Here is a 12,354-nt window from a genome sequence, read left to right as displayed (position 1 = left end):
CTGGCTACCCTACGGGGATGGCCGGAGATCCACTGCACCCGGTCGTCGGCGGGGAGATCCCGTTCGACGACAGCCCGCTCGAGGTCGAGTCGCGGGCCGAGTTCGAGTCGCATCTGGCCAAGCGCTCGCTGGCCGGCCTGGTGATCCTCGGGTTGCGGCTCGACCTAGACCCGCCGGACTTCACCGGGGTGGACGTGCGCGGCACGCTCTTCGTCGGCTGCCGGCTGGCGACCGACGGCGTGGAGATCGACCTCATCCGGCGCGGCGCGCACCTGGTGCCGCCGTTCGACGCGCGGCCCTACCCGACGCACCCGGCGACCCTCTACACCCCCGAGGACCTGTCCTTCGGCTTCGCCCAGCACGGCTTCGCCGGGATGTACGACACGACGGTCTACCAGCACTTTCTCGACCACGGCGGGGCCGGGCCGGACATCCGCGAGGCGCTCGCCCAGCGGCTGCACGACGCGGGCATCGACAACGCGCTGGGCAAGGCGCTGCGGGCCTGGGTGGCCACCCACGACGCCAAGGCCGCGGTCGGCATCATGGGTGGCCACGCGGCGCCGCGCGGCTCGGCGGCGTACCGGACCGCCGCGACGCTGGCCTGGCGCCTCGCGTCGGTGGGCCGGCTGATCGTGACCGGCGGCGGCCCGGGCGTGATGGAGGCGGCAAACCTGGGCGCCTACTTCGCCACCCGGCCGGCCAACCAACTGACGGCGGCGATCGACCAGCTCTCCGCCGCGCCGCACTTCGCCGATCACGACCCGTACACGGCGGCGGCGCTCGCGGTCCGGGCCGCCTACCCCGCCCCGGCGACCGCGGTGTCCGATGTGGTGGGAAAGCTACGGCACGGCGGTCTGGCGCTGCCCACCTGGCTGTACGGCCACGAGCCGGCCAACCTGTTCGCCGGCCAGATCGGGAAATACTTCTCCAACGCCGTCCGGGAAGACTCGATCCTGCGCCTGTCCCGAGGCGGCATCGTCTTCGCCCCCGGCTGGGCCGGCACCGTCCAGGAAATCTTCCAGGCCGCGACGAAAACCTTCTACCAGACCGACGGCCCGTCCGGCGCCTTCGTCTTCCTCGGCGTCGACCATTGGCGCGTCCTCCCGGTCGAGGCCCTGCTACGCCCGCTACTCGCCAAGTCTCCCCACGGCGACCAGTCCCACCTGATCGTCATCACCGACTCCCTCGACGCCGCAATGGCCGCCCTCTCGCAGTAGCCCCGCCTGACGACCTCAGCCCGAGCGTTTCCCTTCCGCAGCTGCCCACTCCAGCGCCCGCCTGACGACCCCAGCCCGAGCGTTTCCCTTCCGCAGCTTGGACCGTACGCTCCAGTCCAGTCCCCGGTGCTGCGGGCCGCCAGCTGCAACACCGGCTCCGACCCCGGCCGCCGGGCGGGCCCGACCCAAGACCATCCGCATCCGTCGCTCTGCCCACCGCAACGCCCCGCCGCACACCGTGACGCCGCTCGCCCAATGCCCCACCGCAAACCGTGGCACCGCTCGCCCATTGCCCCGCCGGCCGTTGCCCCCACCGCGCCACTGGCCCCGCTCCCACCTCTGGCCGCTGGCCTGGCCCCGTCGGCTCCGCCGGGCCGGAGTCGCCCCGCTGCCCCGCGAAGCGCGGGCGCGAGGCGCGGGCGCGACGCTGGACGTGGCGATGGCAGTGATGTCGCAGTGATCGTCGAGGAGCGTGCCCCGCCCTCGTTGGGTGGGGTCGAGTTAACCACGCGGGTCTGACAGTCTCGGGCCGGTGTCCACAGGCGAGTTTCAGGCGATGTGGACGCGGCGCCAGTTCGTGGCGGGGAGGTCGGATTCGGGGACGTCGGTCAGGCCGTTTTCGTCCATGGCGTTGTAGATCGCCAAGCGGGCGCCCTCGAAGAGGAACTCGATCGCGTGCAGGATTCGCGGGCGCCACTCGGCCACCGTGATCAGCTCGATGACGTTGACCGCCTTGAGGATTTTGCCGCGGGCGTGGCGTAGGGCGGCGTGCGGGTCGGGGCGCCAGTCGAAGTGCTCGTACCAGTCGATCGGTTCGTTCAGATCGATCTGGTCCCAGGTGATCGCGCACTCGTCGAATTTACGGTGCGTGATTTCGACGTGCGTCAGCCCGAAGTCGAGGATCACCGGGCCGTCGGCGAACCAGCCCCGCTCGGCCATGTCCCACATGAGCCAGCTGGATCGCAGTTTCCGCCCGATGAGCCGCACAAACCTGGTGCGGTGAACGGCCGCGAGGGCTTCCGCGTCGTGGTGCCACGCGGGTTCATAGCCCTCGATACCGAGCACGATCATGATCCTCCGGGGGTCGGGGGACGATCGTACACATACCAGTGAGTAACCTGCCAAGACCATTTTTGGGTCTTTAGTCCGCTTTTGGGCGGCGGGCGGGGTGGTTGGACGGGGCCGATCCCCACTGACGGGGACCGGCCGCGTTCGGGAAATTACTTCGAGAGGGTGGTCCCGGTCGAGCGGAGGTTCTCGCAGGCCTCGACGACCCGCTTGGCCAGACCGTTCTCGGCCAGCTTGCCCCAGGCGCGGGGGTCGTACGCCTTCTTGTTGCCGACCTCGCCGTCGATCTTCAGGACGCCGTCGTAGTTCTTGAACATGTGGTCGGCGACCGGGCGGGTGAACGCGTACTGCGTGTCGGTGTCGATGTTCATCTTGACCACGCCGTAGTCCAGGGCGCCGTGGATCTCCGAGAGCAGCGAGCCGGAGCCGCCGTGGAAGACCAGGTCGAAAGGCTTCTCCTTGCCGTACTTGGCGCCGACCGCGTCCTGGATCTCCTTGAGGATCTCGGGGCGCAGCTTGACGTTGCCCGGCTTGTAGACGCCGTGCACGTTGCCGAAGGTCAGGGCCGTCATGTAGCGGCCCTTCTCGCCCAGGCCGAGCGCGGCGGCGGTGGCCAGGCCGTCCTCGACGGTCGAGTAGAGCTTGTCGTCGATCGCGGCGGAGACGCCGTCCTCCTCGCCGCCCACGACGCCGACCTCGATCTCGAGGATGATGTGCGCAGCCGCGGCGTCCTTGAGCAGTTCCTCGGCGATCTGCAGGTTCTCGTCGACCGGCACGGCCGAGCCGTCCCACATGTGCGACTGGAACAGCGGCGCGCGGCCGTTCGCGACCCGCTCCTTGGAGATCGCGAGCAGCGGGCGTACGTACTTGTCGAGCTTGTCCTTCGGGCAGTGGTCGGTGTGCAGCGCCACGCTGATCGGGTAGTTCTTCGCGACCTCGTAGGCGAACTCGGCCAGCGCCACGGCGCCGGTGACCATGTTCTTCACCGTGGGACCCGACACGTACTCGGCGCCGCCGGTGGAGATCTGGATGATGCCGTCGCTGCCGGCCTCGGCGAAGCCCTGCAGGGCCGCGTTGAGGGTCTGCGACGACGTCACGTTGATCGCCGGGTAGGCGAATGCGCCGGCCTTGGCGCGGTCGAGCATCTCGGCGTAGACCTCGGGAGAAGCGATGGGCATCGGTGCGCTCCTAGCTCAGTGCGTGTCGAAGACAGAGGGCAGGACCGCGCTGTCCTCCAGTTGGCAGTATTCCGCAGTCGCTCGGAGGGGGAGGGATTGGGGCGCATGCTAGGGGGAACTGGGGTCCAGAGAACGGCACGAGGGGAGCGCAAGATGACATACCCGGATGAAATCGACCTGGAGACCCCCGAGGCGGACGCCGCCGAGCAGGCCACCAGCGCCCGCCTCGAGGAAGACACCGACACGCCCACCGCCCTGGACGACGAGACCCCGGAGTGGGATGCCCAGGAGCAACACCGGGTCGTCGAGCTGGAGGACGACTACCGCTGACAAATCAGTCGCCGCAACGGATTTAGCGGGCCGATCATTGTCGGGTGCTGCTCACCCTGACGACGACCCACGCGCCCGCGACCGATCTCGGCTTCCTGCTGGTCAAGCACCCCGGCAAGGTGCATTCGTTCGACGTGCCCACCGGCACGGCGTATGTGATGTATCCCGAAGCGACCGACGACCGGTGCACCGCGGCGCTGCTGCTCGACGTCGACCCGCAGCGCTTGCGGGCCCAGCGCGACGCGTTCGACCTGGGGCAGTACGTGAACGATCGGCCGTACGCGGCCTCCAGCCTGCTCGCCGCCGCGCTCGCCAAGGTCTTCCGCAGCGCCCTGCGCGGCGTCTCGAAGGACCGCCCCGAGCTGGCCGCCCAGCCCATTCCGCTGGAGATCCGCGTGCCGGTGCTGCGCGGCACCGCCGAGCTGGCCACCCGCCTGTTCGAGCCGCTGGGCTGGCGGGTGACGGCCGAGCCGATCCCGCTGGAGCCGGCGATCGGCGGCGACAGCCGCTATCTCGACCTGCGGCTGACCGGCACGATCCGGCTCGCCGACGCGCTCAACCACCTGTATGTGCTGCTGCCCGTCCTGGACGACGCCAAGCACTACTGGGTCGCGCCCGACGAGATCGAGAAGCTGCTGCGCTCGGGCGAGGGCTGGCTGGCCGGCCACCCCGAGAAGGTGCTGATCGCCCGGCGGTACCTGGCGCACAAGCGGGCCTTCGCCGACTCCGCCCTGAAGCGGCTGGAGATCGACGACGAGCCGACCGGTGAGGAGGAGGCCGAGCTTCCGGTCGTACGCAAGGCGCCGCTCGCCGAGCAGCGTCGCGACGCGGTGCTGGCCGCCCTGCACGACGTCGACGCGGCTCGGGTGCTCGACCTCGGCTGCGGCGGCGGCGCCCTGCTCACCGCCCTGGTGAAGGACCGCCGGTTCACCGAGATCGTCGGCTGCGACGTCTCGGCGAAGGCGCTCGAGGTGGCCGCCCGCCGGCTCCGGCTGGACCGCCTGCCCGAGCGGCAGCGCGACCGCGTCAAGATCTGGCAGTCGGCGCTCACCTACCGCGACGACCGGCTGCGCGGCTACGACGCGGCCGTGCTCATGGAGGTCATCGAGCACGTCGACCCGCCGCGGCTGCCGGCCCTGGAGGCGAGCGTCTTCGGGCACGCCAAGCCGCGCGCGGTCGTGGTGACCACGCCGAACGCCGAGTACAACGTCCACTACGAGGGGCTGACCGGGATGCGGCACTCCGACCACCGCTTCGAGTGGACCCGCGCCGAGTTCCAGGAGTGGGCGATCAAAACCGCAGACCAGCATGCGTACGCGGTGAGCTTCCGGCCGGTCGGCGAGGAGCACGAGGCCACCGGCGCACCCACCCAGATGGCGATCTTCACGACGAAAGAGGAGGTGTCCGCATGATCGACGTACCGGAGCTCGCGCTCGTCGCGCTGGTCGGCATCTCCGGATCCGGCAAGTCGACCTTCGCCAAGAGCCACTTCAAGCCCACCCAGGTGCTGTCCTCGGACTACTTCCGCGGGCTGGTCGCCGACGACGAGAACGACCAGTCGGCCTCGGCCGAGGCCTTCGACGTGCTGCACTACGTGGCCGGCAAGCGCCTGGCCGCCGGGCGGCTCACCGTCGTGGACGCCACCAACCTGCAGCCGCACGCCCGGGCCGGGCTGGTCAAGGTCGCCAAGGAGCACGACGTGCTGCCGGTCGCGATCGTCCTCGACGTGCCCGAGGCGCTGGCCTGGGAGCGCACCCAGGGCCGGCCGGACCGTACGTTCGGCCGCCAGGTCCTCACCCGCATGCACCGTGACCTGCGCCGGTCGCTCGGCTCGCTGGCCCGCGAGGGTTTCCGCAAGGTGCACGTGCTGCGCGGGCCGGAGGAGATCGCGGCCGCCGAGATCCGCTACGAGAAGCTGTTCAACGACAAGCGGGAGCTGACCGGGCCGTTTGACATCGTCGGCGACGTGCACGGCTGCCTGCCGGAGCTCGTGACACTGCTCCGCAAGCTCGGGTACGAGGTCGTCCGCGATGACGCCGGGCGCGCTGTCAACGCCGTACACCATGATGGTCGGACTTTGATCTTCGTGGGTGACCTGGTCGACCGCGGGCCGGACTCGCCGGGCGTGCTGCGCCTGGTCATGGGCATGGTCGCGGCCGGAACGGCGATCTGCGTGCCGGGTAACCACGAGCAGAAGCTGGCCCGCAAGCTGAACGGGCGCAACGTGCAGCTCACTCACGGGCTGCCGGAGACGCTTGCCCAGCTGGAGCGCGAGCCGGCCGAGTTCGTCGGCGAGGTCAAGACCTTCATCGAGGGGCTGGTCAGCCACTACGTGCTCGACGGCGGCCGGCTGGTGGTCGCGCACGCCGGGCTCAAGGAGGCCTACCAGGGGCGGGCGTCCGGCCGGGTGCGCAGCTTCGCGCTCTACGGCGAGACGACCGGCGAGACCGACGAGTACGGACTGCCGGTCCGCTACCCGTGGGCGCGCGACTATCGCGGCTCGGCGGCGGTCGTCTACGGCCACACGCCGACCGTGACGCCGGAGTGGATCAACAACACGATCTGCCTCGACACCGGCTGCGTCTTCGGCGGCTCGCTGACGGCCCTGCGCTGGCCCTCTCGCGAGATCGTCGCGGTGCCGGCCGCCCGCGAGTACTACGCGCCCGTCCGGCCGCTGCTTCCGGAAATTTCGGAGAAGCCGGACGAGGGGCTGGACATCGCGGACGTGACCGGCCGTCGGCACATCGATTTCGGGTACGGACGGACGACCGTCCCCGCCGAGAACGCGGCCGCCGCCCTGGAGGTGATGAGCCGGTTCGCGCTCGACCCGGCCACCCTGGTGTGGCTGCCGCCGACCATGGCGCCCTGCTCGACGTCGACCCTGGAGGGTTACCTCGAGCACCCGTCGACGGCGCTGGCCGACATGCGCGCGGCCGGCGTCGGCAAGGTCGTGTGCGAGGAGAAGCACATGGGCTCGCGGGCTGTGGTCCGGGTGTCCCGGTCCGGCCTGGGCGACGCGATCTGGACGCGCACCGGGCGGCCGTTCTTCGGCCCTTCGCTGGACGGGCCGCTGCTGGCCCGGGTGCGTGCCGCCGCCGGCCCGCTCTTCGACGAGCTGGCGACGGAGTGGCTGCTCGTCGACGCCGAGCTGCTGCCGTGGTCGGCCAAGGCGGGCGGGCTGATCCGCGAGCGGTACGCCGGCGTGGGCGCGGCCGGACGGCATGCGCTGCCCGCCGCGCTCGCGGTGCTCGACCAGGTCGCGGCCCGCGGGCTGGACGTGGCCGGGCTGCGCGACCGGATCGAGCTGCGGTCCTCGGAGATCGACGGCTACTCGGCGGCCTACCGGGCCTACGTGCAGCCGACCGATGGCCTGACCGGGATCACGCTCGCGCCGTTCGCGCTGCTGGCCGGCGCCGGTGTCTCGTACGCGCGAAAGGACCATGGCTGGCACCTGGCGCAGGCGGACCGCCTGGTCGCGGCCGACCCGGAGCTGTTCACGCCCACCCGGCGGATGATCGTCGAGCTGGGCGACCCGGCGGCCGAGGCGGCCGCGACCGACTGGTGGCTCGCGCTGACCGCGGCGGGCGGCGAGGGCATGGTCGTCAAGCCGTACGACGGTCTGGCCGTCACCGCCGACCGGGGCCGGCTCGTGCAGCCCGGGGTCAAGTGCCGCGGCCGGGAGTACCTGCGGATCATCTACGGTCCGGAGTACACCCGTCCCGAGCAGCTGGCCGGCCTGCGGCAGCGCAACCTCGGCCGCAAGCGCAACCTGGCGCTGCGCGAGCACGGGCTGGGGCTCGCCGCCCTCGACCGGCTGGCCGACGGCGCGCCGCCGTGGCGCGTGCACGAACTGGTGTTCGCGATCCTCGCGACCGAGTCGGAGCCGGTCGACCCTCGTTTGTGAAAGGTATTCCACAGGATTCGCACAGGGTCCGGCTACCCAGCGGCCGGTACCCTCGTTTCTCGTGGACCTCCGTGCGCTGACCGAGCAACTCGCCTTCAACCCGTTGAGCCCGCAGGACCTGATTCACACCTTCGGGCTCATCGGTGTTGTGGCGATCATGTTCGCCGAGACCGGCCTGCTGGTCGGGTTCTTCTTCCCCGGCGACTCGCTGCTGTTCCTGGCCGGCGTGGCGTCCTCACCGGTGGCCGACTCGATTTTCGGGGCGAACAGCCGGGTCTCGTTCGCCGGCCTGCTGATCCTCGCGCCGATCGCCGCGATCATCGGTGCCCAGCTGGGCCACTGGCTCGGCGCGCGCTTCGGCCGGCGGATGTTCGACAAGCCCGACTCCCGGCTCTTCAAGAAGGAGTACGTGGAGAAGGCGGAGTATTACTTCGAGAAGTTCGGCCCGGCCAAGGCCGTGGTGCTCGCCCGCTTCATCCCGATCGTCCGCACGTTCCTCAACCCGGTGGCCGGCACCCTGGGCATGCCCGCCCGCCAGTTCTTCATGTGGAACGTGGTCGGCGCCGTCCTCTGGGTCGACGGCATCCTGATCATTGGGCACGCGCTCGCCCAGCAGATCTACAACGCCATCGGCGACAAGATCGACCACTACATCCTGCCGGTGGTCGCCCTGATCGTGCTGATCTCGGTGCTGCCGATCCTGATCGAGATTCTCCGCGAGCGGCGGCACAAGAAGAAGGCGGGCGACTCCGGCGACCCGGATGCGGCGGCCGCGATCGGCGTGGTGGCCGCGTCGAGCATCGCGGGCATCGTCGACTCGATCACCGAGGACGAGGAAGACGAGCAGCCACGTACGCCGCGGTCGCACCGCCGGCACTGACGCCGTTACTCGTACTTTCACGCCGGCGGGTCGGACCCGCCGGCGTGTTGCGTTCTGAGCTCAGGTGTTGCGTTCTGAGCTCAGGTGTTGCGTTTTGAGGTCAGACGGAGACCGCAGCCGACCCGGACAGCCGGTCGAGGAACTCCTCGGGGCAGTCGCGCAGGTTCTCCAGCCGGCCCGCGGCCAGCGCGCGGTAGGTCAGCTGGGCGGCCTCTTCCAGGTTGCGGGCCCGCTTGTGGGCCAGCTCCACCGAATCGCCCATCACCACACAGCCGTGATGGCTGAGCACCAGGCAGTCCGTGCCGTCGGCGGCCATCGCCGCGGTCAGCGCCGCGACCTCGGGGCCGCCGGGCAGCCGGAACGGCACCGTGGAGACCCGCCGCAGGTAGAAGGCGTGGTCGGTGGTGACGATCCGGATGTGCTCGCCGAGCGCGTCGAGCAGCAGGGCCGTCTGCGGGTGCAGGTGAACGACGGCGTTGACGTCGGGACGGGCCCGATACAACGCCAGGTGCAGGGCGAGCTCGCTGGTCGGCTCGACGCGCGCCGGCGGCAGGGCACCGACCGTCGCCGGTTCGCCGTCGACGATCCGGACCGGGGCGAACGTGCCCCGGCTGAGCCGGTCGAGCCAGGAACCGCTCGCGGTGACCCAGATCGCGTCCTCGTCCGGTATCCGGGCGGACAGGTTGCCGCCCGATCCGACGACCAGGCCGGACTGGACCACGTCGTAGCCCACGTGCGCGAGCTGATCGCGCAGATCACCCGGAACGTAGTTCATCCGTGACTCCTCGGGTCCGGGGGTGGACTGGAGGGGCGAGGACTTCAGCCTGGCGTCACGCCCCCATGACGGTGACGCCAGGCGTATCCGCTGCTCTGAGCTGTCAGCGGGCCTTCTTGGTAGCCCGCTTACGCGGCGGGGTCAGCAGATCGGCGATTGTCGCGATCGCCGTCGGCACGAGGCGGTAGTACGCCCACACGCCGCGCTTCTCCCGCTCCAGGAGGCCGGCCTCGGTCAGAATCCGCAGGTGGTGGCTCACGGTCGGCTGCGAGAGGCCCAGGGGGGCCGTCAGGTCGCAGACGCACGCCTCGCCGTCCGTTGCGGACTGGATGAGGCTCAGCAGCCGCAGCCGCGCCGGGTCGGCGAGTGCCTTGAGCACTCCCGCCAGCCGCTCGGCGTCGGCACGTTCAATTGGCTCGCCGGCAAGCGGCGAGATCTGAGGCATTGTCATTTCCGCCAACGCAGTTCCCACGATCTCCATCCTTCCACCAACTGCATCGATTCTCCTGCATGTACGCAGGAACGAACCGGCTGACTTTCAGGCCAGAAGGCCGATCTCGATCACCTTGTCGGTCGATCGAGGAGGGCCGACAACCCGAACTCTCGAACGACCTTTAGGCATGTCCCGAAGTCGGTCTCTGCCTCCTGCAACGCCTCAGCCGCCGTCTGGTCGCTGCCCGTGCGTGTCGAGCTCTCGATCCCCGCCCCCAGGGTGAGGTGCCCCACATTGTCAATTCGTCGATCGGTTTCGGGTCGCTGATCCGTTTTTGGCGAGGTCCGCACCAACCTCGCCGTTGTCATCCCGCCACGCTGCGCGATCTCTCGGCCGAGGCGGCTCGGCACGAGAACTTCACGACCCGATGAAAGCACGGCGCCACGCTCCGCGACGGACAATTCAGTGATGAATTTACGCAGGTCGTGGCGTGCTTCCATCCATCGAGCGTACTGGCTGGAACGAAACAGGCACCTTTCGCCCCGCCGGGGCGGAACGCGACTATTGACACACAGCTCTGGGTGAATCTGAAAATAAACCTAACTGTTACCCTGGTCCCTTTCGCCCGTTCCCGGAACCATCGATGCAGCTCAAAGCTCCTATGTCCCGCGTCACAGGTCGGCGAGGCGACAGATCACCCGGTCGTGGCGCTGAGAGGGTGCTGTGAATCGCCCGATCGGCGTTTACCCATCCAGCGAAAAACACCCTCCGACCGGATGGGTAAGAACTACCCGGACAGCCGATGGGGTGACGTCGGTCGCAGCCAAAGCTACCCGTTCGGGTGACCCATGGCGGTCGATGCGAGACACCCCGTGAGCAGTTACTCCGTCGGCCGAGCCCAGAAATCTTCGTCCCCGGCGGGGGTGGGGCGGGCCGGATCGGGGGTCTGGTTCGGGGGTTCGCCCGGCCCAGTGTCACCCGGCGGAGCGAACGACCGGTCGTCGGCCAATCCGGCGGGGCGCGCGAAGGGCGAGTTGCCGCCCGGCTTCGGCGTCTCGGCATCGGCTGCGGGTTGGGCCGCGGCTTCGCTCGTCGCCGCCGGCGGGGCGATCCCAGGCCCTTGTGGGCCGCTCTCAGCCGCTAACTCGCTCTCCGCCATCGGTGGGCCGCCCTGAGCCGCAGGATCGCTCTCAGTCGCCGTCACGCCACTCTCGGCCGCTCGGGCGATGCTCTGAGCCGCCGGGGCGCTCTCAGCCGCCGGGGCGCTCTCAGCCGCCGGGGCGCTCTCAGCCGCCGGGGCGCCCTGGATCTGGGGGGTGGGTGCCGCCGGCCGGGCCCAATCCGAGTGCGCCTCGTGGCCGGGCGGCGCCACCGGGTAACCGGGGCCGTAGGCAGGCGGGCCATAACCGGCCGGCGGCGGTGCCGTGGGCGGGCCATAGTAGCCGTAGGCCGGCGGCATCACACCCTGCCCGGCAGCAGCAGGCGGCTGACCGTAGGGCGGCGCCGGCGGGTATGGACCGGTGCCAGGAGGCGGCGGATAGAAGACGGCACCCGGCCCGGGCGGGTAGGGCGTAGCGCCTGGCACCGGCGGGTAAGGCACGGCACCCGGTGCGGGCGGGTAGGGGCCTGGGCCCGGGGCGGCTGGCGCGGAGGCCGGCCCCGCGAAACCCGGCGCGGGCGGGGCCGAGGCGGCCGGCGGGGCCGACGCGGGGGCATATCCGCCCAAAGCGGGCGGGGCTGAGGCGGGGCCGAAGACGTTCGGGTCGGGGGCTCCGGGCTGGCCGAAGACGGGCGTGGGACCGTAGCCGGCGGCCGGCGCGGGCTGGGGGTAGCCGGAGATGGCCGGGTAGCCGGGGGCCGGGCCGTAGCCCGGGGCCGCGGGGTTGGTGCTGCCGTACTGCGGGAGGGCGCTGAACGGCGCCTCCGGGGGCGCGGCCCGACGGAAGAAGACCTTGGGGGCGGCCAAAATCAGGATCGCTACCAGCCCGTACGCAAGGATTTGTGCCACGGCGAGGGTGACGTTCACGCCGAGCCAGCCACTCGGGTAGGCCCGGGAAAGCTGTTGGCCGACCGACCAGGGTGACGTCTCGCCGCCCCGCTCCGCGGCCACCGTGATCAGGGCAGCCGCCCCGGTCAGCGCGCCGAGGCCGCAGAAGACGAGGGTCGTGACGCGGGCGGTGTTGCTGCCCCGGCGCAGGGCGAGGCCGAGCACCACGTAGAGAGCGAACAGGATCACCCCGATCGCCAGCGCGACCGCCGCGCCGAGCCAGACGACGGCGACGTAGGTGTCCGGGTTGGGGCCGGAGAGCTGCTCGAACGAGCCCGACGTCGCATCGATGGCGGCCCGGAAGCGGCTGACCGTGCCCGGCACCACGGCGATCGTCGTGATCGCATAGATCAGCCCGGCCGCCGCCATCACCCAGAGCAGGACGGCAGCGACCGACACGACCGGCGGCCGGCCGGCGGGTGAGGCCGGTGCGACGGCCGGCGACATGGCTGGCGGCGGCATGGTTGGGTACGACATCGACGACTCCCCAAGGTGGTCCGTTGCGCCCGAACCTACCCGCGC

At 70.6% G+C, this 12,354-nt stretch carries 11 protein-coding genes; 5 read left to right on the top strand and 6 right to left on the bottom strand.

The window, feature by feature from the left end:
• The first annotated feature begins 17 nt into the window (after positions 1–17).
• A complete protein-coding gene (locus tag IH26_RS0123710) occupies positions 18–1,217 on the top strand; it encodes an LOG family protein (RefSeq protein WP_030438427.1) in 1,200 nt (399 codons plus the stop codon).
• Between the two features lie 549 nt (positions 1,218–1,766).
• Here IH26_RS0123710 and IH26_RS0123705 read toward each other — a convergent pair.
• Entirely contained in the window at positions 1,767–2,288 is a 522-nt protein-coding gene (locus tag IH26_RS0123705; protein ID WP_030438426.1) for a hypothetical protein, read from the bottom strand.
• 149 nt (positions 2,289–2,437) lie between these two features.
• Positions 2,438–3,463 carry a class II fructose-bisphosphate aldolase gene (gene fbaA, locus IH26_RS0123700; RefSeq protein ID WP_030438425.1) on the bottom strand — a complete coding sequence of 342 codons (1,026 nt, stop codon included), beginning with the start codon at positions 3,461–3,463 and terminating at the stop codon, positions 2,438–2,440.
• Positions 3,464–3,616: 153 nt separating this feature from the next.
• Here fbaA and IH26_RS61390 point away from each other — a divergent pair, with 153 nt between their 5' ends.
• The 4 genes from IH26_RS61390 to IH26_RS0123680 all read left to right on the top strand — a co-directional run bounded on the left by IH26_RS61390 (position 3,617) and on the right by IH26_RS0123680 (position 8,577).
• Positions 3,617–3,793, top strand: coding sequence for a hypothetical protein (locus IH26_RS61390; RefSeq protein ID WP_169789805.1), 177 nt, complete (start codon positions 3,617–3,619; stop codon positions 3,791–3,793).
• A 44-nt stretch (positions 3,794–3,837) separates the two neighbouring features.
• Positions 3,838–5,205 (top strand): 3' terminal RNA ribose 2'-O-methyltransferase Hen1, encoded by a 1,368-nt coding sequence (locus IH26_RS0123690; protein WP_030438424.1) that lies wholly within the window; start codon positions 3,838–3,840, stop codon positions 5,203–5,205.
• Positions 5,202–7,697, top strand: a complete 2,496-nt coding sequence (locus IH26_RS0123685) for a polynucleotide kinase-phosphatase (protein ID WP_030438423.1) — start codon at positions 5,202–5,204, stop codon at positions 7,695–7,697. The genes IH26_RS0123690 and IH26_RS0123685 overlap by 4 nt, the downstream gene beginning before the upstream one ends.
• Before the next feature lie 61 nt (positions 7,698–7,758).
• Positions 7,759–8,577 (top strand): DedA family protein, encoded by an 819-nt coding sequence (locus IH26_RS0123680; RefSeq protein ID WP_030438422.1) that lies wholly within the window; start codon positions 7,759–7,761, stop codon positions 8,575–8,577.
• 100 nt (positions 8,578–8,677) lie between these two features.
• On the opposite strand, the gene IH26_RS0123675 is transcribed toward IH26_RS0123680, so the two are convergent.
• The 4 genes from IH26_RS0123675 to IH26_RS0123660 form a co-directional block, all read right to left on the bottom strand.
• A complete protein-coding gene (locus IH26_RS0123675; RefSeq protein ID WP_030438421.1) occupies positions 8,678–9,352 on the bottom strand; it encodes a class II aldolase/adducin family protein in 675 nt (224 codons plus the stop codon).
• Positions 9,353–9,455: 103 nt separating this feature from the next.
• The gene (locus tag IH26_RS0123670) at positions 9,456–9,833 is read right to left on the bottom strand and encodes an ArsR/SmtB family transcription factor (RefSeq protein WP_014440216.1); all 378 of its coding nucleotides are present in this window, start codon (positions 9,831–9,833) and stop codon (positions 9,456–9,458) included.
• 80 nt (positions 9,834–9,913) lie between these two features.
• Positions 9,914–10,285, bottom strand: coding sequence for a hypothetical protein (locus IH26_RS59990; RefSeq protein ID WP_157437349.1), 372 nt, complete (start codon positions 10,283–10,285; stop codon positions 9,914–9,916).
• A gap of 380 nt (positions 10,286–10,665) precedes the next feature.
• Positions 10,666–12,309: a hypothetical protein gene (locus tag IH26_RS0123660; RefSeq protein WP_157437348.1), complete on the bottom strand. Its 1,644-nt coding sequence runs from the start codon at positions 12,307–12,309 to the stop codon at positions 10,666–10,668.
• Positions 12,310–12,354: the final 45 nt, after the last annotated feature.

The sequence above is a fragment of the Actinoplanes subtropicus genome (assembly GCF_000721705.1).
GTDB lineage: Bacteria > Actinomycetota > Actinomycetes > Mycobacteriales > Micromonosporaceae > Actinoplanes > Actinoplanes subtropicus.
This window is presented reverse-complemented; position numbering and strand designations above follow the sequence as displayed.